The organism is bacterium (assembly GCA_037200965.1).
Taxonomy (GTDB): Bacteria; Patescibacteriota; Minisyncoccia; order Phycocordibacterales; family Phycocordibacteraceae; genus C7867-001.
This window is the reverse complement of record JBBCGK010000001.1, coordinates 107,989-129,139: the sequence shown is the minus strand read 5'-3', so window position 1 is coordinate 129,139 and position 21,151 is coordinate 107,989. Positions and strand designations below refer to the sequence as shown.

Here is a 21,151-nt window from a genome sequence, read left to right as displayed (position 1 = left end):
CCCGGGGAGCGGCTTTTCGTATGTATATCGCGCGCGCTTATCGTACCGCGAGCGTGCTGCCTTCGACGAGGCGGGCGAGATCTTCCTGGGTCTTCGGGATGTCTTTGAGGTCGACATGTCCGACGACATGGATCGTCACGCTGTCGCAGATACCGAGCACGAGACTTGGGTTTACGGCCCGGCCCTCGTGCGAGACGGTATCGTTCTGGTTAAGGAGCACGTCTACCTGGTTCACCTTGCGGGAATTCATGCTGTCGGCGATGACGCGGTATCCGACTTGGTGCGCGACCAGGTTGAGGCCGCAGGTCGGCGTCGCTTCCGCCGTGCGTTCGATGCTGATAATGGTACCGAACGGGAGCTTGTCCGCGAGGTCCTTCGAGCGCGCCGCGACGACTTCGGGGTTAGAGAAGGCGCCGGAAGCGGTCACGAAGGGGTCATTGTCGGTCTGGGCCGCCACCGCATTATACGCGGTGAGCTTCACCTCATAGGCAGGTGTCTCGATGGCAGGAAGAGGCTCGGGCGCAGGGGCCGCCTGGGCGTTACCGGCCAAAAGAAAAGCCCCTACTAGGGCAATAAGTGGATTCATGTAAGGTTTGGTACGAAACAACGCAAGGTCGCTTCGTAGGGCTACTATAGCAAACCCACCATAATTTGTCAATAGCCGAAAGCCGTGGTCTTCTTAGCACCCGGGCTTTGACATATAGGGCCTAAAATGGCACTTTTATAGCGGATGAAACGCGCTTGGAAGCGCACAACAGAAGGATAGCCGCCATGGCAACGAAACGAGTGATCACGCCCTATGGCCTTGGCACCTGCCAGGCCAATGCTCCGGGTGAAACCATACCCGTCACGCTTGATGTCCCCTATCAGGGCGAAAACGAGTTCTGGCTTGCGCGCGGCACGGATGTCTTCGACTTGAGCGACCACGCGCTGATGCGAATTGTGTACCCGGGCGCGTTTCAGACGATGCAGCTTCCGGCGATCTCGACGGTGCAATTCTATGCCAATAACTGGCAGGGAGCTTCGCGCGCGTTTACGGACCCGGGACCGCCCGACGAGACGCGCCTGCTGCTTCACTTCGACACCGGCAGATTCGAACTCAGGGGAACATACCTGGACAAGGAAGCATATTCGTTTGTCCAGCTTGAAACCTGGATGACCGCCTCGAACCCGATGAACGACCGCTCCTACGCCACTAGGAACGCCGCGCTCGACGCCTTTAACGCCTATGCGGCGAAGCGGACGAGGGTCGACGGGATCGTAGTATTCCTGCTGCTCGACGCCGCGGAGAAGAAGATCCTGAACTGCCTGTTCCTTGGTAAGTCCGGCATCATTCCGGTCAGGCTGGGCGTCGCCGAGGACGCATAACCGTTTCGCATGTGGAGCCGCTTCGCCAGCCTCCCCTGGCGGAGCGGTTTTCCATTTTTATTACCTCGTCAGGCACATTTCCGAACTTCCCTCGATCGCAGGCTCGGCCCCCTCCGGAGCGCAGACGCTGATGCGGAGCGTTTCGGAATCCTGCCGGACGGTATACCCGGTGTCGTAGCTTTTGCAGGAAGCGCCGCCGTCGCAGGCATTCGAGCCCGTAAGCGGGTCAAACGGGAGTTCGCTGATGTAGGTCGGGACGAGGCAGGAACGGATATCGTAGCCTCCGCCCGACTTCATGACAGTCGCGCTTTGCGGGAGCGCCGCGCTGCACGATCCGTCATCTCCCTGGAATACGCCCTTGTTGTCGACGATGCGCTCGCCGATCGCGTTTAAGATCGCGCTCACGTTCGCGGTCCGCTGGGTGTTGCGGGCCTGCGCGAACTGCCGGACGGGATTCACGGCGACGAGCACCACGCCCGACAGTATGGCGATCATGCCGATGACGATAAGTATTTCGATGAGCGTGAAGCCGTTCGTTTTCATATCGGAAATGTATCACGGCGCTTCCGTGATTTCGGCGACATCGAGGACGGTGAAGATGGGGATAGCAGGCTTCATCCGCTGCGCTTCTGATTTCTCCCGTACCGCGGCTTGAAGAATCGTATATGTGCCGTTCACCTCCGCGCTTGTGGTGACAAGCACATTGTTCCTGGCATAGGTTATCGACTCGATACGGCACCCCCTGTCACCGACCGCGATCCGCTCGCCCTTCGGGCTGTATGATCCGTCCTTCGCAAGCCGAAGGATGGCGGCGTCAACGCATCCGCGCGCGAGATTCCGGGATATCGCCTTGCCTTCCGCATCGAGCAGATCGGCCCGGGCGAAGAAGGACGAAAGACCGACGGCGAGCGTGATCGAGACGAGAATGGCGCAGATGATAAGAACGGAGATGAGCGCGGCGAATCCGCGAGGATGCCTAAGGTTTTGCATAATAGGTTGTCGTGAACTGTTGGCGAAGAAGCGCGCCGCTTGAGGAAGTCGCGGCGAGCGTAAGCGCCGCGTTCGTGTGCGCGGGCGCGTTCAGGGCGGCCGGTATCATTTCAAGGGAAAACGCGGATACCCGCACATTTCCGCCGTTGAGCCGTACGGCTTCTCCCGGGTCACTCATACGCGAGAGCGTTTCCTCCTTCGCATCCCATACCAGGGTCTCTTCTTTCCCTTCCTCAAGCGCCTGGTCGATCTTTGCGAGGAGAAACAGCCCTTCCTCGGCTATAAGCGCGCGGACGGCATCCCGCCCGTTCGATTCCCTGATACTAAGCGCCGCTCCCGTGACGCCCGCCATGATGAGCGTGACAAGGCCCAGATACACGAGCATTTCGATGAGCGTGAAGCCTTTCATGCTAGCGGGCGGAAAGTATCGTGACGTAGCCGGTATCGCCCGCGTTTGAAGCGGCATAAAGCCTGTTGCCTTCACAGTCAAGCGCGATTCCCTGGCTTCCTTCCGGAAGCGGTATCGGCGCGGCGGCGGGGCCGATATGTTCCGCGTCGCCGATGTCCCAAAGTTCGATATCATCGTTCGTGAGAAGAAAAGCGAGCGTGTCGCGGATGATAAGCGATCGCACGCTTGCGTGATGTGCGGCAGTTCCGATGTCGGCACCTGCAAGTATCGGAAGACCTTCTTCCGGACGGGATGCATCGAGTTCATGGAATTCTTCCTGCGCGCCGCTTGCGTACGAGCGGCCCAGATAGAGGGTATCGCCGATTTTCCGTATGCCGTTTGCGAATCCGGCTCCGGGCGCGCTCCAGCTCGCGATCTGATACGGATGCTTCGGGTCGCTAATATCGAGTACCGCGACCGCCCTCCCGCCGCTCTTGTTATCGTCGGTCGAGAGGTATGCATGGCCTCTGTCAATAACGATCGCGTTTATGCTCCGGCCGATGCCGTATCCGCCAAGCCATTTTGGGGACCCGGGATCCCGCACGTCAATCACATTGAATTCCGGCCCGTTCGCGGTCTTCGAAAGCCCGAGATACAGAAACCCGTCCTGATACGCGAGCGCTTTCCCCGCCGCCTGTCCTCCCGACCCTTTCACGAACGAGGGCGTCGTCGTCGGTATGAGATAGCTTGCGACAATCTCCGGCCGTTTCGGGTCTTTCACGTCCGCGACCTGAAGCTGCGCGCAGTCGGTACCCGGCATGCAGTCCGCATCGCGGCTGTGGCTATCCGCGAGGTACGCATAATCTCCGGCGGCAAGGACGCCCGCGAGCCCGCCATCGGTTCCCCGCGCGTTATCGACGCTTGCGATAAAGCGGGGCTTGCCTTCGCTTGACGTATCGAAGAGGAAGAGCGTGGCGCCGCTTCCTTCGTCAGCTGTGACATAGAGCGTGTCGTGGTATGCATCGAGGCCGCTCACCGCCGCGCCGATTTCATTGCCAGGAAGGAGATCTCCGGGAGAAAGCGCGTAGCTTTTGGCTGTCGGCGAGCTCCAGTCGCCTTCGAGCGCGGAACTGCAGGTATCGCCGCCGGTCGCGTGTTCGAAATTAGTGAGAAGAGTCGAAAGCTCGGTGGTGTGCGTCCGGCCCAATTCATCCTTCCACGTTGCCGCGGCCGTCACGAGCTTGGTCAGATAATCGGGCAGAAGCGACACGCGCGCGGATGCGCTCGCAGAAGCGTTCCGTATGGGATTCACGAGATTGAAATCTTTGAGTGCGCGAGCCGCTTCTTCGGCAAGGAGCGCCCGGGCATCTTCTCTTGCGCTGCCGGCAAGCGCGCCGTCCGCAAGAAGCGACTGGTTTCCGGACTCGGTAAGCATAACCGCGGCGATGGCGGAAACGAATATTGCCATCGCGAGCACGGCCTCCAGGGTCGAGAAGCCTCTCTGCATCGGCGGGGACGTTAGACGAACTGGTGCGGAAGGAGCGAGGTGAAGAACTGCACGATCGCATCCCAGCCCTGGACGACGAGCATCCATAGGAAGCCGAGGTTGTCCTGGCCGATCGGCGAGGTGATGATGGCGCGAAGGGAAATACCGAAGAAAGAGAGCGCCAGGACGCCGACGACGATCCAGAATATGAGCTTCAGCATTGGTAGTAGTATAGGGGGTAATGACCGGACGGGACAAGGCGCTTATGCACTTCAGGCGGGCGGACCCGAAGCTCCATGCGGCCGCCCGGGCCGTCCGAAAGGAGCTTCCGCCGGAGCTCGGGCAGGTACGGACTAGGCAAGGACTCTTTGAGCGGCTCTCTCGCTCGGTCGTGGGCCAGCAGCTTGCGACAGGCGCGGCCCGCGCGATATGGCAACGCGTCGTAGCGGCCTGCGGCGGGAGCGTTACTCCCGCGGCGATCCTCGCCGCTTCCCTCCCGTCCCTTCGCGCCGCGGGACTTTCAGGAGCGAAGGCGAAGACGCTCAAGTCGCTTGCGGAGGCGGTCGAAACCAAGTCTCTCGACCTCCTCGCGCTCAAGCGTCTCCCGGAAGCCGAGGCCATCGCCTCCTTAAGCTCGGTTTGGGGTATCGGCGCATGGACGGCGGAGATGTTCCTCATCTTCGCGCTCGGGCGCTCCGATGTCTTCTCCGTCGGCGATCTCGGCCTCGTACGCTCGATGGAGCGGATTTATAAACTCAAGAAGGGCGTTCCGCGCGAGAAGCTTCTAAAAATCGCAGAGTCATGGAGCCCGCACCGCAGCTATGCGTGCCTTGCGCTGTGGAAGTCGCACGATCTTAGGAATAAATAAGAAACCGCTTCGCTGCCGAAGCCGCGAAGCGGGTTCTGGAGACGAAGCGGTTACATGCACGGAATCAGCGGTAGATCCGAAGCGGCGTTACAGAATGCGTCGGCGACCTTCCGCTGAAAAGACCAGAACACGAGTTGTTTTGGAGCCCACCAAGCTATCGGGAATCTTGGATTGGGTTTGTTTCCCGCTGCGAGCACCTGGGCGAACAGCGAAACCTGCTCCGCGCATTGAGTGCCTTCGCGCACCCACATATCGAAGGCGCTTTCTGTGGCACGCAAATCGAGGACGAGGCAACTTTCGTTCTCCGTGTTCACGGGAGTCACAATGTACACAACCCGATCCTTTCCAAATTCGACCGAATTGTAGGCAAGCCTTGCAAGTTGCCTCGCGATCTTCTTACGGAGGTTCCGTCGAGATTCGCCCGTAAGGAATAGTTCTCCTTCCGGGGTATCGAGAGTGAGCGCCATCTCGACAGGCTTTGAGGGGAAGGATGGTGCCATCAGGCGGCGCACCGGTAACAGTTTGATTGTCAAGATACTCTCCTGCGTTAAGTCAGCACAAGATCATTCTACTTTATTTTTCTATATTGTCTACAAGTACGAAAGCGGATTCAAATACGCGTCGATCGCCGCCACGGGCATGGTAGCGTTCGCGCAGGGAGTGACCGCGCCGCGGAATTGCTGCAAGGTCATGATCTGCGTGCCCTGGGTCGCATAAACGCCGAAGTGGAGATGCGGGCCGGTCGCGTACCCGGTCATGCCGGAATAGCCGAGCTGCTGTCCGCGCGTGACGGCCTGCCCTTTCGATACGTCGATCTCTGAGAGATGCGCATACAAGGTCGAGATGCCGTTCGGGTGATCAATCATCACCCACTTTCCGAACGAATAGCAGCCGGGAACGGCATCCGTATTTCCCGTGCCCTTCACGGTTCCCCCGAGCGCCGAGAGCACCGGCGTACCGATAGGCGCGCCGATGTCGATCGCGTTATGCCCGTGCCCGTTGTATATCTGCGAATTGGCGGTCGAGAACGCGGTATTGCCGAAATACTGCGTGATGCAGTCCGCGTTCCCGAATACCTTCGTGCGCGCCGCGCAATTCTGCATGAAGGTCGCCGAGAACGGCCAGGACAGGACACCCGCTCCCACGGTCGGAAGGTGCGACGGATCGACCGCGAGCTTCAGCTGGTCGGCGAGCATGATGAGTTCGGACTCGAACGCGGCCTGCTGAGCCTTCTTGGTCGCGATGAGCTGCTGATAGGTCGACTCCTGGCTTTGCGTCTGCGTGAGGAGTGTTTTTTGGGCCGCCGTGCTGACCGCAAGCGAATGCTGCTGGGTGGTGAGCTCGTTCTTGAGCTCGACGAGCTTCGCCTGCGTCGCTCTCACCTGCCCGAGATTCTCCGCGAGCGCCGCCTTCGCGCTCGCAAGATCGTATACGTGGCCTTTGAGCGCCGCGGTGAACTGGGCGGAAGCGTCGCGCGCCCGCCATGCGTCCGCGAGCGTGCCGGTCGAGAAGAGCTGCTCGACGAGCGTGTCCGCTTCGCTTTCGTTTATGCGCCGGAGCGACTCGGCGACCGCCGCGTGATCGGCCGTTATCGACTGCTGCTTGTCGTCGATCTGGAGCGCGAGCTGGTTGATCTTGAGGTTCGCCGAGCCGATCTGGTTTTGGGTGACCTTGAGATTCGCCGTTATCTTCTGCGCGGACGTGGTGAGCGAGTTGATCGTGGTCTGGAGCGTCGTTTTCTGCTTCCCGAGTACGTCGAGCTGCGCCTGATACTTCGAGATCTCTTCGTTCAGGGCTTCGATCTGCTTGTTGTGATCGTCGATCTGGGCCTGTATCTCGTCGGCGGTCGCGGCCCGAAGCGGATGCGCGAAGGATGCCGAAAAGATGGCAAGCGAAATCAGAAAGAGTATTGCGGGAATCTTCCGCAGCGTGGAGCGCATCACTCCAGTATACCAAGCGCAGTATCGATGCGCGCGAGCGATTCTTCTTTCCCGAGTATATGGATGAGGCTGAAAGGGTCCGGAGAGCGTTCTTGTCCTGAAAGCGCATATCGAAGGGGCCAGAGGACCGCGCCCCTGCCGCCCGCTTCCTTCGGGATGCCGTCGGCGTATGGCATAAGCACCTCTTTTATAGCCTCGGGGGAAGAGAAGCTGCTAAGCCCTTCCACAAGTGCTCGCGCTGCCCTTAAATGGCTTTTGGCAGCTTCCCCTTCCCCTTCCGGTTCCTTGGCTTTGAGTTGGCTTGCTTCGGGTGTCGGAGCGGAGAAAAGACAGGCAAGCTCGCCGAGAAGCATTTCTCTGGCTTCCCCGAATGTTTTCGCGCGGTCGCGAAGCAGCGGCAGGGCCTTGCGGAGCTTCGCTTCATCCGGTGCCTTGAGTTCGCCGCGCGCGATATACTCGTTATCCGACAATCCGCGCATCCAGTGCTGGTTTATGGAGAGCAGCTTCGTCCGGTCGAAAATCGCGCCTCCCTTCTGTACGCCGTCGAATGAGAAGCGTTCGACAAGCTCGGCAAGGGAGAAATACTCTTCCGTCGTTCCTGGGTTCCACCCGAGGAGCGCGAGATAGTTTATGAGCGCTTCGGGGAGAAAACCTTCCGCGCGGTATTCTGCGAGTCCCACCGTATCCCCGTTTCGTTTCGAAAGCTTCGCGCGCTTCGCGTCGAGGATAAGGGGCAGGTGCGCATACGCGGGCCGGGGTGCGCCGAGCGCCTCCTGGATGAGTATCTGGCGCGTCGTGTTTGAAATATGGTCCTCGCCGCGGATGACGTGCGTCACGCCCGCATCCAAATCATCGGCGACGACGGCGAAGTGATAGAGCGGGTCGTCGATCGCGCGCGCGATGACGAAGTCGCCGAGTTCCGCGGTATCGAACGTGATCTCCCCGCGGATCTCGTCGTGGAAGGATATCGAACGGCCTGGGTTTTTGAGCCGGACCACTTCGACCCTCTTCCCCGCCTCGTTCTTGCTTTCCTCCTCGGACACGTACGCTTTCTCTTCCGCGATTATCTTTTCGAGAAGTTCCTGGTGCCGCGGGGCCTGTTCGCTCTGGCGGGAAAAGGAATCCCAGGACAGTCCGAGCCACGAAAGGCCTTCGACGATTTCGTCTTCGTATTCGCGCTTGCTCCGCTCGCGATCCGTGTCTTCGCTCCGGAACACGATCGTGCCGCCTTGGTTGCGGGCGTAGAGATAATTGAAAAGCGCGGTGCGCGCGGTCCCGATGTGAAGCTTGCCGGTCGGCGAGGGCGGAATGCGGGTGACGACCATACGTTATTCCTCGTGCGAAAGCGCGATCTTAAGAACCTCGCCCGCGATCAGCTTTGCGGCGTCGGGATCCGCAAATCCAGCGCCTTTCTCCGCCATCGAGGCGGAAAGCTCCTTATCAAGCGCGATCCGCTTCACTTCGGACGTAAGGAGGTGGGGGGCGAGATTCGCCTCTTCGATCACGACCGCGGCTCCCGTATGGGCATAGGCATAGGCGTTCGTGCGCTGGTCGTGGCTTATGGATTCCGGAATAGGAATGAGTATCGCGGGCTTCTTCCAGAGCGATATCTCCGTAATAGTCCCGGCCCCCGCGCGAGATACGACCACCGTTGCCGCACCTGCCGCCTGCTGGAGTGCGCGGACGGACAAGTAAGCGACAGGATGGTACCGGGTCGCGTTCCGGTCGCCTTCGAGAATCACCTTCGCCGTGGCCTCGACCTCCTTGATGTGCGCCGCGCCGGTCTGATGGATTACGTTCACTGATTCGACAAGCCCTGGAAGCGCGGAGAGGACGGTCTCATTGATGCGCTTGGAACCCAGGGAGCCGCCCACGATAAAGACGGTCGGCACGCTCGTATCAAGCCCGAGTTCCTGATTCGCGCCTTCAGGCTCGAGCCGCCAGAGCGCCGAGCGCACCGCGATGCCCGTGCGGGCGACGTGCGGCTGTGCTTTCTTCGGGAAGTAGGCGGCGGCGCTGTCAAACGCGATCGCGATGCGGGCCGCATATCTGGAAGCAAGCAAGTTCGCCCTTCCGGGTTTCGCATCGGACTCGTGGACAACGATCGGGATACCAAGGAAATGCGCCGCGAGTATTGTCGGCACGCTCATATAGCCGCCGGTCGAGACGACGACGTCCGGATAAATCCGGAAGAGCGTCACGAGGCACCAGAGGATGCCGAACGCCGTTACGAAGAGATCGGTGATATTCCAGAGCGAAGGATAGCGGCGGAGCTTTCCCGCCGCGCTTTTTATAAAAGTAATGCTCTCGCCGAACAGTGCCTGCTCATCGAAGGCAGAGGGGCCGACGTAGTACAGCTTGGGAGCGACGAGGCGCTGTTCGCGCACCTGGTTGTGTATCGCTTCTGCAATGGCGATGATCGGATAGAAATGGCCGCCCGAGCCGCCTCCGGTGAACACGATTTTCATGGGGAGAAGTATAGCATCCCGTACTTATTGGCCTTTACTACGCATACGCCTTAAATTCTAATCTGAATCGCAACACTCACCCCTGAAGAGCGAACACGGCGTCCGCCAAGAGAGGGACTTTCGCTTGGTGTGGTTCATGAGCGACACCACGGCGTCGAGGTCCCGTTGCCGTATCGTACCGAAGTCGAAACGCTTCGGGTACATTCTTCTCAGTCTTCCGTTAGTGTTCTCGTTCTTCCCGCGCTGCCAGGGGTGGTGCGGATCGGCAAAATAGATCGCTGCGCCGGTATCGCGCTCGATCATCTGCCAGAGCGCGAACTCGCTGCCGCGGTCATACGTGACCGTACCGGATATCTTCTGATGTTTTTTCAATACTGCATGCACCGAATCTGCAGTACCGTTCGGCATGAGATCGGCGACCGTATAGAGGCTTCGCCGCTCGACGTGCGCGAGCAGTCTCGCTCTCGTCCGTCCTTTGACGGTATCGCCCTCCCAATTCTCTCCTGCTTCGGGCCGCTCCCCGATGCAGCGCACCTGCCGTGTCCAGCCTTGTTTCTTCGAGCGTTTTAAGCCGTATCGTCTCCGTTTCTTCCCGCGCTGCGGAAGCCGCGGCAGCAAATCGCGCCTTGAGCGCGAGATCCATGCGTATATGGTCTCGTGGCTGATACCGAGTTCGTGCGCGATCAGTTCGGGAGATACCAGAGGATCGAGGAGCGCCTCGACGAGCGTCTCCAGACCCGCATCATTCTCAAGGAGGCGCGATTCTCTCTTCGACCCTTTCCTTCGGCCGCGCGCGAGGCGATCCGCGCATATCGAATGGTATCGACCGTTCTTCTGTGCATTTCGCAGGAGCTCCCGGCTGATCGTCGAGCGGTGTACGCCGAGCTCCTTCGCGATTCTTGACTGGTTCATTCCCGCTTTTTTCAAAGCGGCTAGCGCGACCCTGCGGTCGCGGTTAAGATGCGTGTGCATACCCGTATGGCGCTTAGGTGGTTCAACGCTCCTAGCGTACCTGCGGGTATGCGCTTTTCAAGAAGTCAGTTGTTGCGTTTCAGGCTGGAATTCGAGTGCATGTATTGACAATATATACGCATAATGCTAAGATATTTAAGTAATTGATCTTGCGGAGCTGATCCGCTCAAACCAGCCCAGGAGGTTAGCAGTATGGAAAAAGCTTTCTTTCCCTTTGTCGTCGGCCAACTCTGCATCGCCCATGGAATCGCTTTGCCGATGATTCTTCCGATGTATGGCAGGTCCCTCCCGATTCCGAGCCTTGAATTCTCGATGGCGTTCTGTGCTTTCGGAATCGGTTTCATCATCCTCAGCGCCAGCTTCCTGATTGCCCAAGCAATCGGGGAGCTGAAAGATTGATTCGGTTACAAATGAATACTAAACGGCGCGTGGAAACACGCGCCGTTTCGCTTTTAATGCTACGTCGTCTGCTTCCTATGCGCCGCGATATTTAAAATAAGCCCGGCGCAGGCCAATACCACCAGGAGCGCCGTACCGCCGTGGGAGACGAACGGAAGCGGGAGGCCCGTAAGCGGAATAATGCCGAGCATGGCACTCATATTGACGAACGCCTGGAATGCAATGAGCCAGGAAAGCCCGAGCGCGATGAGGCCGCCGAACATGTCGCGCGACTCCCCCGCTATCACAATCCCGCGCGCGGCCAAAGCCGCGAACAAAAGCACCAACAGCACCGCGCCTATGAACCCGCACTCTTCGGCGAAGACCGCGAAGACCGAGTCGCCGTCAGGCTCGGGAAGATAATTGAATTTCTGCACGCTCTCGCCGAATCCCCGCCCCGCAAGGCCCCCGGAGCCGACGGCGATAAGGGACTGCTGTATCTGATAGCTCGAATCGAGCGAGTTCTCGGACGGATTGATGAACGTCATGACCCGCTCGAGCGCGTAGGGGCGAAGGAAGAGGATCGCGCCTCCGGCCACAAGCGCGAGAACCAGCAGCACGCCGAAATCCCTCCACGGAGCCCCGGCCGCAAAATACATCACCGCCGCGGTCGAGCCGATGAGGAGGGTGGTCGAGGTGTTGGGCTGCATGAGAAGCACGAGCGCCGGGATGCCGACGATCACGATGAACGGGAGAAGGCCCTTGGTGAAATCATGGAGCTGCCGGGCGTACTTCGCGAGGTACCACGCCATCATGAGCACCACGCCGATCTTGAGGAATTCCGCAGGCTGGATGGTCGTGAAGCCGACATCGATCCAGCGCGTCGCGCCGTTCGCGTGCGTCCCGAGCCCCGGCACGAAGACCAGAAGCGTGAGCGCAAGCGACGCGAGGAAGGCATACGGAGCAGCTTTGCGAACGAACGAGAGCGGAACGCGCCGCGCGATGATGAACGCGACGATACCTCCCCCGAGCCCGAGGACGGCCTGCGAAAGAATCTCATGGGAGACGGCGCTGCCGGTCCGCGCGAGAAGACCGAGCGCCGCCGAGGAGAAGATCGCGATGCCGCCAAGGGCGAGGATGGTGACGATCCCGAGGAATGTCCGGTCTCCGGAGAAGGAGCGCATGCTATTTGATGAGGGCGATGCTCATGCCGATAATCGCGCAGATGATCGAGAGTATCCAATACCGCATCGTCACCTTATAGGACGGCCAGCCGACCGCTTCGAAGTGATGGTGGAGGGGCGCGATCCTGAAGAGCTTCTTCCCGCGGAATTTCTTCGAGAGCACCTGGAGCACGTTTGAAAAGACGGTGGCGAAGAGAGGAAGCGCGATCACGGGAAGCGCGGCGAGGCCGTATCCGCCCCCGAGCGTATCGGTCATGAAGGCGACCGCCGCGACGGTCATAGTGAGTCCCATGGTCCCGGTCTCGGTCATCCAGAACCGCGCGGGAGGGATATTGAACCAGAGGAACGCGAGGATGGCGCCCGCCAGGGTTGCGCAGAAAGCCGCGAGGTTTATCCGATCCTGGAAGAGCGCGATGCCGCTGTATGCCATGAAAATACTCGCGAACACGCCGCCCGAGAGCCCGTCGATGCCGTCGATCACGCCGCCCGCATAGAGGACGAGCGTGAGGATTACGAAGAACGGAATGATAAGCCACCCGAGCGTTATCACGCCGTGAAGCGGGAGCGCGACCGCGACGACGCCGAGCTTCGCATAGAACCAGGAGCCGATGAAAAGCGCGACCAGCGCGACGAAGAGGAGGCGGGTCCGAAGCCGGATCCCCCGCTCTCCTCCCGGAAGGATATCGAGCGCGTCGTTCATAAGCCCCATGAGCGCTCCCGCAAGCAGTGTAAAGAGCGGAATCCAGGTCTGGCTTCTGCTCAGGAAATCGAGCTTATCAAGCGAAGCGAACGGCGTTATGCGCGCAAGCACCCAGATCCCAAGCGTCACGACGACGACGCTCGCCCAGATAAGTACGCCCCCCATGCGCGGGGTCTTGGTCTCGGTCCCGGCGTGGACCGTGGTGCGCAGCTTCTCGAATTCGACCGCGCGCGTGCCGTCGAGCGCTATCTTGCCCTCGGTCTTCTTCCAGACCCTGTATTTATAGAGATAGTGGGTGAGCAAAGGCGCGAGCGCGATGCCCGCGATAAACGCGAGCGTCGCCGGAACGAAGATTTTAATGATGTCGGTTCCGTTCATAGCGAGGCGGTACCGGAAAAGTGCGCGAGCGTTGCGGCAACGAGCGTATCCACGTCGCTGAAGCGCGCGTCCTGCGTCGAACCGAGAATGGCGACCGCCACCGGGTGCGCGATTCCCGCATCGAAGACGACGACCAGGTTCCCTCCCGCAAGGTCGGTATAGCCGGTCTTCGAAAGCAATACGCTTGAGGTATGGATCACGCCCTGGTTGGTGTTTTTGAGCGTATGCGCTTTCCCTGCTTCCGAGGAAATAGAGACGGAGGAACGCGTCGTCGCTTCGGCGATCGAAGGCGCTTCCCGAAGGAGCGCCCCCGCAAGGAGCGCCACGTCGCGTGCCGAGCCATAGCCGCCGGAGACCGCTTCCGACACGTCGAGCCCGCTCCCGTTAAGCGCATAGGTTTCGGAAAGACCCGCGGCGGATGCGGCGGCGGCAAGGCTATCCTCGGGACTCTTCCCGCCGCGCTCCGCGGTCGAGAGCGCAAGCTGCGTCGCGCCTGCGTTCACGGACGCCGTGAGCGTGAGCGAAGCGAGATCCTTGAGGGTGAAGCGCTCTCCTGCCGAGAGCCCGCTTATCCCGTTTACGCCGTCGACCGAAAGCGCTTCCGGCGTCATGGTTATGGTCGTATTGAGCCCGAGCTCATGGACCGCGGCGTAGACGGTGAGGAGTTTCGTGAGGGATGCGAGCGGGAGCTGCGCGTCCGCATTTTTCGCGAAGAGCGTCTCATTCGTCGTGAGGTCGTACACGATCGCCGCCTTCCCCTGAAGCGGCAGGTTTTGGTAGGCGTCGGGAGGAGCGCTCGTGGCCGCGGTTACGACCGGCGCGGCTTCCGATTTAGGCTTTGAAGGAATCACTATGAAAAGCGCGAGTATCGCGACGCAGGCAAGGAGCGCGAGCGCCGACTCGCGCGATACGCGGGTATTTGCCGCCAGCTCCCTAAGGTCGTTCGTATTCATGCGGTTTCGGCCGGGGCTTCGGGAGTGCTTGCGGCTTCGGTGAGCGCGGCGAGTTCTTGGTAGCGCGGGAGTTCCCCGGCGCTCGTAAGTCCCAGGTGCGCGAGCGCTTCGGTCGTCGGCCGGTACTTCGCCCGGCGCTTGTCTTCCGGATCCTCGACTCTCTCGATAAGGCCGCGAAGAAGAAGCGAACGTACGGTCGCCGAGGAATTGACGCCGCGCACCCAGTCGATCTCGCTTCTCGTCGAGCCGCCTTTATAGAGCACGATGGCGAGCGTCTCAAGGCCCGCTTTCCCGAGATCCCGGGCGAGTTCTCCGGCGCGAAGCGCCTTAACGATCTCCGAAGCTTCCGGAGAGGTGCGCAATTCCGCGGTTTCCGCCGTCTCGATGAGCGCCACGCCGCGCCCGGCAAGCTGCTCCCGAAGCCCCTCAAGGGCCATGGCAACCTCCTCCGGCGAAAGCTTAAGGAGTTTCCCGATTTCCTTCTTCTCCATCGCTTCGCCCGAGGCGAACAGCAAAGCTTCTATAGCGGCCGGAGGCGTGAGCATTAGAGCCTATTTTAGCGGGGTTTAAGCCTCGGAGCAATGCGCTTACTCGTTTCGACAGGGGATGCGCCGCGGGAGTACTTGACAGATAGTATAATAGTATGTCACACTCTGATAAGTCTGTGGAGAGGCAGCAATCCTTTGGAGGGTTAAACACATGCGTATCTTCCTCGCACTTGTTGGTCTTTTGTTTGCAATCATCGGCACGGTCAGCGGTGTCGGCGGAGTTGCGGAAATCATTTCCGCGCTCACCGGCTCTCGCCCAGGCGCGTTCTGGCCGGGTTTCGGGTTGCTTCTGCTCGGAGTGCTCCTCGTCGCTGGCGGTGTTCTGCTCTTCGTACCGAACATCCGTCCCAGCAGCGAGCTCGTCAAACGGCTCCTGTTTGCAGGGCTCTTCGTCCCGGTCGGCGGATTCCTCGTCTGGATGAGCCTCGGCGCGAACGGCGTCCTGAAAGCTCTGAATCTCGATCAGGCAGGCGTCTTTGCGTACGCAACGCCGGATCCGATCTTCTGGGTCACGGGGTTCTATGGCGCAGGCACCGTCATCGTCGGCGTCAGCTTGCTGTTCTCACGGCGCGCCGTCCGGTTCGGCTGACCGGCTCAGTTCCCACCACAGCCACAACGGGGTCGTCTGAAGACGACCCCGTTTTGCTTTATCCGTACCTCGGCACTGCCGCCGCGGCATTCGTAATACTTATGTCCGCAAAGTCAGACTGCTGGGCCGCCTCGACCGCTCCCTGCTTCACGAGTTCCAAAAGCGCGAGGAACGACACGATTACCTCCACCTTCTCCTTTTTCCCCATCCCCGAGAATTCCCTGAACGAAAGCGTAAACGCGGTCTGGACGCGGGCGGAAAGCGTATCCATCATCTCCTCGATCGTGACCAGGGGCTTCACTCTCGCTTCGGGCAGCTCCTCCGGCTTTTCCCGCTCAAGTAGCGCCCGTTCAAGCGCTTCCTCGATAAGCGCAAGCGTCATGTCTTTCGCGGGCGCGAAGATCACATCCGGCGCCTGCTCGCCCCGGGCGATAAGGACGCGGCGCCCGAAGAACTTCGCGAGTTCCCGCGAGAGATTGCGGAACTTTTCGTATTCGGCCAGGCGCTTCTCGAGATCGTGGATGTCGCCTTGTTCTTCTTCCGTAAGTTCGAGATCCGGAAGAAGCGACTTCGATTTTATAAGCAGCAGCGTCGCGGCTACCGCGATGAAATTGGTCGCCTGCTCCATCGGAAATTCCGCCTGGCTCCTCACATGCTCGATGAACTCGTCCGTGACCGCGGAGAGCGACAGGTCGTTCACCAGGAGCTTGCGCTTCTCGATAAGGTCGAGCACGAGCTCCAAGGGGCCCTCGTAGACCGCGGTGCGGATCGTGAAATTAGTCGCCGGAAGAAGCTGGTCCATGAAGGAGGCTGTCGATACGGTTCATGTCGCGCGGGAACATGCTCGCCTCGCGGATATTCTTGAGCCCGAGGATCTGCATGGTCATGCGCTCGGCGCCGAACGCGAAGCCGCCTTCGGGCGGGACGCCGTATTTGAAGGCCTCGAGGAACATGGCTATCTTTTCCGGATCCATCCCCCACTCCTTCACGTGCTCCATGAGCTGGGCATAGTCGTTGATGCGCCGCCCGCCGGAGAGCCATTCGACGCCGCGGCACAACAGGTCCATGCCCTCGTTGAATTCCGGATGCTCCGGGTTCGGATAGACATAGAAGGGTTTCTGGCGCGTCGGATAGCCGTATACGTAGACGAAATCCGAACCCGTCTCCTCCTTGATGATCTCGCAGAGCGTACGTTCGTCCTCGGGGTTGAGGTCTTTCTCGCCGCGCGAGTCGCGGCCTCTTTTCTCAAATATCTTCTCCTGCGCTTCGGTAAGCGAAAGGGTCGGCGTCGATTCGATCATCACGGGTAATTCCGTTTCAAGAAGCTTAAGCTCTGCGGCGCAGCGTGCGCCAACTTCATTAAGAATGAATCGCACGGTTTGTTCGGACATATCGCGCACATCCTTCCAGGAACTGATGAATCCGAACTCGGCGTCAAGCGAGACCACTTCGGTCAAGTGACGGGTCGTGGCGCTCGGTTCGGCCCGGAAGATTTTGTTGACGGAAAACACTCGCTCGAAAGCCGTCATCACGATCTGCTTATAGAGCTGCGGCGACTGCGACAGGTACGCCTTCTTATCGAAATAATCGACCTGAAATACTTCCGCACCCCCCTCGGCGGTGGCGGGAGTGATCGCGGGGGCCTGGAACTCGAAGAAATCCTGGCTCCTCATGAATTCCCGAAACGCATCGATGATCGTGTTCTGTACTTTGAAAATCGCCCGGAGCCGCGGGTGCCTGAGAACGAGCGCGCGGTGGTCGAGCTGAGCTGTGAGGTCGAGGTTAAAGCCGCTCTCTGACATGTCAAACGGAAGCGGCCGCGCCTCGGCAAGCACCGTGATAGCAGTTATCTCAAGCTCGATATCTCCGTTCGCTTTCTCAGCCTGTACATTCTTCTCAGGCCGCTTATTGACCTTCCCTTCTACCGTCACGACGAATTCGTTCCGGATTCCCTTCGCGGTCTCGATCGCGGCGCTTCCCGGCAGGACGACGCCCTGCACGATGCCGGAGCGGTCCCTGAAGTCGAAGAACACGAGCTTCCCCTGGTCCCTTCGCACGTCCACCCAGCCGGAAATGGAGACTGTCCCGCCGACATGCTGTCCAAGCTCCCCGATGAGCGTACGTTCCATAGGATTAGTTATACACTAACGCCGACCGCTCTGCGCACTTCTTTCATCTTGGCTTCGGAAACCGCCCGGGCTGTCTCCCCGCCCCGCGCAAGTACGCGGGCGACGTCTTCGTCCGAGATGGAAGCGCGCTTTTCGCGCATGGGGGCGATGAATGCGTCGATGTCTTCGATAAGGGCTTCCTTGAGGTCCTTATATTTACCTGCCTTCTCTGCATAGAGCGCATCAAGGTCGCTTTCGCTGCGGAAAAGCTTGTGTATGACGTACACGTTCTCCGGGCGTCCGCCGGAGGAGTCCGTCACGATCCCCATCACGGCCTTCACGATCTCGTCGCGCGTGCCAAAGAGCGGGATAGTATTCTTATAGCTCTTGCTCATTTTTGCCCCGTCGGTTCCCGGGACGATGCCTTGGGCCTTGAGGATTCTTTCTTTCGGTTCCTTAAAGAGTGGCGCAAACGTGTTATTGAACTTGTTCGCCGCCTCACGGGCGTATTCGATATGCTGGCGCTGGTCTTCGCCCACCGGCACCACGTCCGTGTCATAGAGAAGAATGTCCGCGGCCATGAGCATGGGATAGGTGAACAATCCCGCATTCGGCTCGAGCCCCTTCGCGACCTTATCCTTATACGCATGTCCCTGCATCAGAAACGGTACGGATACCAGGCAGTCGAATACCCACGCAAGCTCGGTATGCGCAGGCACATCCGACTGTTTGAAGACAGTCGCTTTCTCGGGATCGACGCCCGCCGCGATATAATCGCGCACGACCCCCTTGATATTTTTCCGGAGCGCTTCCGGATCGCGAAGCGAGGTGAGCGCGTGATAATCGACGACCATGAGATAACTCTCGTAGTTTCCGTAGAGGTCGATGAAGGGCTTGAGCGCCCCGAAATAGTTGCCGATATGGAGGTCTCCCGAAGGCTGGAGTCCGGTAAGAAGCGTTTGTTTGCCTGCCATGGCCTCGAGTATACCAGAAAAACGAACGAGGCCTGCGCATTCTGCGCGGCCCCTTGTCATTGCCCACCCGCCGCTTCGCGGCGTCCGATCGAAAGCAGTTTCAGGAGCAGTTCGCTCGGCATTTTCCGGCGGTTCTTCCACCAGTCGTCGAGTCTCTTCCTCCACTCTTCTGCGAGCGCAGCAGAGCCAGGGTCAAGTACGCACATCAACGCCTCCCGCACAGCGCCGCAGCATCCCTGCAGCCGGAACCCAACCGGGAAGCATTATAGCACGAAGCGGATGAAGTATCCAGGTATAGAAAAAGCGGCGGCCCCGAAGGACCGCCGCCGGACACAGCCGCGCCGCCGAAAAATCAGCGCGCGACCTTTCTTCTCATGGGGACCACCGTCTTCGGCGGATTTCGCCCGAGACCGATCTTCTTGGCGAATGCCGAGCGTTGCGCCGCGTAGTCGGGCGACACCATCGGATAATTCGCGGGCAATCCCCACTTGGCCCGGTATTCTTCGGGCGTGAGATTGTAGTTCGCCTTCAGATACCGTTTGAGCATCTTCAGCTTTTTGCCGTCCTCGAGGCAGACGATGTAGCCGGGCGTCACGGAGCTCTTCACCGCAACGGCTGGCTTCTGGTCCGTCTTCACGGCGTTGTCGGCCGTGTCGAGGCCGCCGAGCGTCGCATGCACGCTCTTGATCATTCCAGGCACCTCCGTGACGGGAAGCGGGTTGTTGCTCACATAGGCCGCAACGATGCGGGCTGTGAGCTCCAGAAGCTCCGTGGTGCCTGTCGTGGCGGACAAGGCATTCGGTGTGTTGGTATTGGCCGGATCGGCCATGGGAAACTCCCTTGTTTGAGTGAGGTACAGTCCTTGAGCGGTTGCTCAAAGCGATATTAACATTTAGTTGTATATAAGTCAATATCGTTTGCTTCTTTTTTGCTGCGGGTGAGACAAGCGGGAATCTTGCTGACATGTTCCGATAAGATACTGAAAATGGCGCTTCCTAATTCCGTGGAGCGATATATAGTGCGCCGGGGAGGATTCGAACCTCCGTAGACCGAAGTCGACAGGTTTACAGCCTGTTGCAATTGACCACTCTGCCACCGACGCAATGCCCTAGACTATAGCCGCTAACGGCCTATTTTTCAATCGAAAGCACCGCGACCTGCTGCCTGCCGCGGCGAAGGAGCGCCAGGCCGTTTTCGAACTGATTCGGGTCAAGGACGGCATCAGGCTCTTCAATTGCGATCCCATTTATCGAAACTCCCTTCCCTTCGATGAGCCTCCGCGCGTCGCTCTTGGAAGTCGCGAGGCCGCTTGCAACGAGCGCGTCCGCCACCGAAGTCCCGGCAAGCGCCCGGAATGCGATCGTCATACCCGGGGCGCCTGCGATGAGTGCCAGCCTTTCGCTTTTGGCAAGCGAGGCGAGGGAGCCGGAGCCGTAGAGAACCCCGGAAACCTTTTCCGCTTCTTCCGCCGCCTTCCGTCCGTGGACGAGCGTCGTCACGTCGCCCGCAAGCTTCCTCTGCGCTTCGCGGGCCTGCGGATTCGCCCTGTTGCGCTCCACGAGCGAATCGATCTCGGATAGCGGAAGGAACGTATAGAATTTAAGGTACTTTTCTACGGAATCGTCCGGCTGGTTGAGCCAGAACTGGTAGAAGGCGAACGGCGAAGTCTTGTCCGGATCGAGCCAGACCGCATTTCCTTCCGACTTCCCGAATTTCTTGCCCGAAGAGTCGGTGACGAGCGGGCAGGTAAAGGCGAAGGCTTCCCTGCCGAGCTTCCGGCGGATGAGCTCGACGCCGGAGAGGATATTGACCCACTGATCGGAGCCGCCAAGCTGCACGTCGACGCCGTACTTCTGATAGAGCGTCAGATAGTCGAGGCCCTGGAGGAGCGAGTACGCGAATTCGGTGTAGGAGATGCTTTCGTCCGGGGTTTCAAGGCGCCTGCGGATGATATCGCGCTTCACGAGCTCGTTTACGGTGAAATGTTTGCCGATATCGCGCAAAAAATCAACGAGCTTCACCTTAAGAAGCCAGTCGGCGTTGTTAACGAGCCGCACGCGCCTGCCAATGATCCGCTCCATCTGCTTTTGAAGCGCCTTCGCGTTGCGGGCGACAATCTTCGCATCCGCAAGCTGCCGTTCCCCGCTTTCGCGCGGATCCCCGATCATACCGGTGCCGCCGCCGACGAGAAGGACCAGGTTATGCCCCGCGTCCGCAAGCCGCTTCATGAGAAGAAGCACGACGAGATTTCCCGCCTGCATCGAGTCCGCCGACGGGTCGACGCCAAGGTATACGGTGCGCTTCCCGGAAAATATCTTTTCCGGCTCGGCCGAATGATGCTCGACGAGCTCGCGCGCCTTCAGATCTTCTACGAGATTCATGCCAAGAATATACCACGTATTAAAGAGTCGGAGCCCCGCCGCCGCGTGCGGCCGGGGCTCCTGAATCAGGCGGTCTTTTGCCCGGAACGCACTTTCGTCAGGGAGCGTCCTTGGCGGATATGGCTTTCTTGCGGAAGTCCGGCAATCCACTGGCCGTTCCTGCATACCATTCGTACCGCCATGATCAGCCGAGTATACGGATAGTGCGGACACGCGTCCCTGTGCGATACGAAAACGCGAACTTGCCGGTCTTTCTTGGTGATGCGGTCGATGTATACCAGGAGCAAAGGATAGGGGAATGTCGTATGCAATTGCTTGAACAAAGCGTTCCCCTGCCTGACTCTACCCCGCACGTCGAGCGCTCCGAGACCCGACTCGACAACCTGTCGGATGTGGAGAAGCGGAAGCTTCATTTCCATGTGGACCCCCCATTAAACGACAACCACTGGCAGTAAAGCATGAAACCAGGCCCGCGGAA

The 21,151-nt window shown here is 59.6% G+C and carries 25 protein-coding genes and 1 tRNA gene; 4 read left to right on the top strand and 22 right to left on the bottom strand.

All coding sequences use genetic code 11. From position 1 onward, the window contains the following. Nucleotides 1–37 precede the first annotated feature (37 nt). A complete protein-coding gene (locus WDN10_00775) occupies nucleotides 38–586 on the bottom strand; it encodes a hypothetical protein (protein ID MEJ0053248.1) in 549 nt (182 codons plus the stop codon). Nucleotides 587–771: 185 nt separating this feature from the next. Between WDN10_00775 and WDN10_00770 the strand changes: the two genes are divergently transcribed. After that, nucleotides 772–1,368: a hypothetical protein gene (locus WDN10_00770; protein ID MEJ0053247.1), complete on the top strand. Its 597-nt coding sequence runs from the start codon at nucleotides 772–774 to the stop codon at nucleotides 1,366–1,368. A 60-nt stretch (nucleotides 1,369–1,428) separates the two neighbouring features. Here WDN10_00770 and WDN10_00765 read toward each other — a convergent pair whose 3' ends face one another. The 5 genes from WDN10_00765 to WDN10_00745 are packed head-to-tail and all read right to left on the bottom strand — an operon-like array spanning nucleotide 1,429 to nucleotide 4,453. Continuing rightward, nucleotides 1,429–1,911 (bottom strand): type II secretion system protein, encoded by a 483-nt coding sequence (locus WDN10_00765; protein MEJ0053246.1) that lies wholly within the window; start codon nucleotides 1,909–1,911, stop codon nucleotides 1,429–1,431. Nucleotides 1,912–1,923: 12 nt separating this feature from the next. Further along, nucleotides 1,924–2,358 (bottom strand): hypothetical protein, encoded by a 435-nt coding sequence (locus WDN10_00760; GenBank protein ID MEJ0053245.1) that lies wholly within the window; start codon nucleotides 2,356–2,358, stop codon nucleotides 1,924–1,926. Next, a complete protein-coding gene (locus tag WDN10_00755; GenBank protein ID MEJ0053244.1) occupies nucleotides 2,345–2,767 on the bottom strand; it encodes a prepilin-type N-terminal cleavage/methylation domain-containing protein in 423 nt (140 codons plus the stop codon). Before WDN10_00755 ends, WDN10_00760 begins: the two co-directional genes overlap by 14 nt. A 1-nt stretch (nucleotide 2,768) precedes the next feature. Then, nucleotides 2,769–4,253 (bottom strand): hypothetical protein, encoded by a 1,485-nt coding sequence (locus WDN10_00750; GenBank protein ID MEJ0053243.1) that lies wholly within the window; start codon nucleotides 4,251–4,253, stop codon nucleotides 2,769–2,771. 11 nt (nucleotides 4,254–4,264) lie between these two features. Beyond that, entirely contained in the window at nucleotides 4,265–4,453 is a 189-nt protein-coding gene (locus tag WDN10_00745; GenBank protein MEJ0053242.1) for a hypothetical protein, read from the bottom strand. 20 nt (nucleotides 4,454–4,473) lie between these two features. Here WDN10_00745 and WDN10_00740 point away from each other — a divergent pair, with 20 nt between their 5' ends. Then, on the top strand, nucleotides 4,474–5,100 hold the full coding sequence (locus tag WDN10_00740; GenBank protein ID MEJ0053241.1) for a DNA-3-methyladenine glycosylase 2 family protein: 627 nt from the start codon (nucleotides 4,474–4,476) through the stop codon (nucleotides 5,098–5,100). A 50-nt stretch (nucleotides 5,101–5,150) separates the two neighbouring features. Here WDN10_00740 and WDN10_00735 read toward each other — a convergent pair whose 3' ends face one another. The 5 genes from WDN10_00735 to WDN10_00715 all read right to left on the bottom strand — a co-directional run bounded on the left by WDN10_00735 (nucleotide 5,151) and on the right by WDN10_00715 (nucleotide 10,480). After that, complete coding sequence (locus tag WDN10_00735) at nucleotides 5,151–5,600, bottom strand: hypothetical protein (protein MEJ0053240.1); 450 nt, start codon at nucleotides 5,598–5,600, stop codon at nucleotides 5,151–5,153. Between the two features lie 90 nt (nucleotides 5,601–5,690). Next, nucleotides 5,691–7,040 (bottom strand): peptidoglycan DD-metalloendopeptidase family protein, encoded by a 1,350-nt coding sequence (locus tag WDN10_00730; GenBank protein ID MEJ0053239.1) that lies wholly within the window; start codon nucleotides 7,038–7,040, stop codon nucleotides 5,691–5,693. Beyond that, nucleotides 7,040–8,365, bottom strand: a complete 1,326-nt coding sequence (locus tag WDN10_00725; protein MEJ0053238.1) for a glutamate--tRNA ligase family protein — start codon at nucleotides 8,363–8,365, stop codon at nucleotides 7,040–7,042. Before WDN10_00725 ends, WDN10_00730 begins: the two co-directional genes overlap by 1 nt. Before the next feature lie 3 nt (nucleotides 8,366–8,368). Beyond that, entirely contained in the window at nucleotides 8,369–9,508 is a 1,140-nt protein-coding gene (locus tag WDN10_00720; protein ID MEJ0053237.1) for a UDP-N-acetylglucosamine--N-acetylmuramyl-(pentapeptide) pyrophosphoryl-undecaprenol N-acetylglucosamine transferase, read from the bottom strand. A 57-nt stretch (nucleotides 9,509–9,565) separates the two neighbouring features. Then, on the bottom strand, nucleotides 9,566–10,480 hold the full coding sequence (locus WDN10_00715) for an IS30 family transposase (GenBank protein ID MEJ0053236.1): 915 nt from the start codon (nucleotides 10,478–10,480) through the stop codon (nucleotides 9,566–9,568). Nucleotides 10,481–10,672: 192 nt separating this feature from the next. Here WDN10_00715 and WDN10_00710 point away from each other — a divergent pair, with 192 nt between their 5' ends. Further along, nucleotides 10,673–10,879 (top strand): hypothetical protein, encoded by a 207-nt coding sequence (locus WDN10_00710; GenBank protein MEJ0053235.1) that lies wholly within the window; start codon nucleotides 10,673–10,675, stop codon nucleotides 10,877–10,879. Between the two features lie 59 nt (nucleotides 10,880–10,938). On the opposite strand, the gene WDN10_00705 is transcribed toward WDN10_00710, so the two are convergent. Genes WDN10_00705 through WDN10_00690 form a run of 4 tightly spaced genes read right to left on the bottom strand, consistent with a single transcriptional unit; the run spans nucleotide 10,939 to nucleotide 14,618 of the window. Further along, nucleotides 10,939–12,042 (bottom strand): putative peptidoglycan glycosyltransferase FtsW, encoded by a 1,104-nt coding sequence (locus tag WDN10_00705; protein ID MEJ0053234.1) that lies wholly within the window; start codon nucleotides 12,040–12,042, stop codon nucleotides 10,939–10,941. Nucleotide 12,043: 1 nt separating this feature from the next. Next, on the bottom strand, nucleotides 12,044–13,120 hold the full coding sequence (locus WDN10_00700) for a hypothetical protein (protein MEJ0053233.1): 1,077 nt from the start codon (nucleotides 13,118–13,120) through the stop codon (nucleotides 12,044–12,046). Then, complete coding sequence (locus tag WDN10_00695; GenBank protein ID MEJ0053232.1) at nucleotides 13,117–14,073, bottom strand: serine hydrolase; 957 nt, start codon at nucleotides 14,071–14,073, stop codon at nucleotides 13,117–13,119. The genes WDN10_00700 and WDN10_00695 overlap by 4 nt, the downstream gene beginning before the upstream one ends. Next, the gene (locus WDN10_00690; protein MEJ0053231.1) at nucleotides 14,070–14,618 is read right to left on the bottom strand and encodes an SMC-Scp complex subunit ScpB; all 549 of its coding nucleotides are present in this window, start codon (nucleotides 14,616–14,618) and stop codon (nucleotides 14,070–14,072) included. Before WDN10_00690 ends, WDN10_00695 begins: the two co-directional genes overlap by 4 nt. Nucleotides 14,619–14,772: 154 nt before the next feature. On the opposite strand from WDN10_00690, the gene WDN10_00685 reads away from it, so the two are divergent. Further along, nucleotides 14,773–15,210: a hypothetical protein gene (locus WDN10_00685; GenBank protein ID MEJ0053230.1), complete on the top strand. Its 438-nt coding sequence runs from the start codon at nucleotides 14,773–14,775 to the stop codon at nucleotides 15,208–15,210. Nucleotides 15,211–15,268: 58 nt separating this feature from the next. Here WDN10_00685 and WDN10_00680 read toward each other — a convergent pair whose 3' ends face one another. From WDN10_00680 to WDN10_00650, 7 genes are all read right to left on the bottom strand, one after another. Then, nucleotides 15,269–16,012 carry a ScpA family protein gene (locus tag WDN10_00680; protein MEJ0053229.1) on the bottom strand — a complete coding sequence of 248 codons (744 nt, stop codon included), beginning with the start codon at nucleotides 16,010–16,012 and terminating at the stop codon, nucleotides 15,269–15,271. Then, nucleotides 15,987–17,339 (bottom strand): aspartate--tRNA(Asn) ligase, encoded by a 1,353-nt coding sequence (aspS, locus tag WDN10_00675; GenBank protein ID MEJ0053228.1) that lies wholly within the window; start codon nucleotides 17,337–17,339, stop codon nucleotides 15,987–15,989. The genes WDN10_00680 and aspS overlap by 26 nt, the downstream gene beginning before the upstream one ends. Nucleotides 17,340–17,347: 8 nt before the next feature. Then, entirely contained in the window at nucleotides 17,348–18,292 is a 945-nt protein-coding gene (gene trpS, locus WDN10_00670; GenBank protein MEJ0053227.1) for a tryptophan--tRNA ligase, read from the bottom strand. A 352-nt stretch (nucleotides 18,293–18,644) separates the two neighbouring features. Beyond that, a complete protein-coding gene (locus tag WDN10_00665; protein MEJ0053226.1) occupies nucleotides 18,645–19,121 on the bottom strand; it encodes a MucR family transcriptional regulator in 477 nt (158 codons plus the stop codon). A 190-nt stretch (nucleotides 19,122–19,311) separates the two neighbouring features. Continuing rightward, nucleotides 19,312–19,394: transfer RNA gene (locus tag WDN10_00660), tRNA-Tyr, on the bottom strand. Between the two features lie 28 nt (nucleotides 19,395–19,422). After that, nucleotides 19,423–20,673: a tyrosine--tRNA ligase gene (tyrS, locus tag WDN10_00655; protein MEJ0053225.1), complete on the bottom strand. Its 1,251-nt coding sequence runs from the start codon at nucleotides 20,671–20,673 to the stop codon at nucleotides 19,423–19,425. 65 nt (nucleotides 20,674–20,738) lie between these two features. Continuing rightward, complete coding sequence (locus tag WDN10_00650; GenBank protein MEJ0053224.1) at nucleotides 20,739–21,092, bottom strand: hypothetical protein; 354 nt, start codon at nucleotides 21,090–21,092, stop codon at nucleotides 20,739–20,741. Between the last annotated feature and the right edge of the window lie 59 nt (nucleotides 21,093–21,151).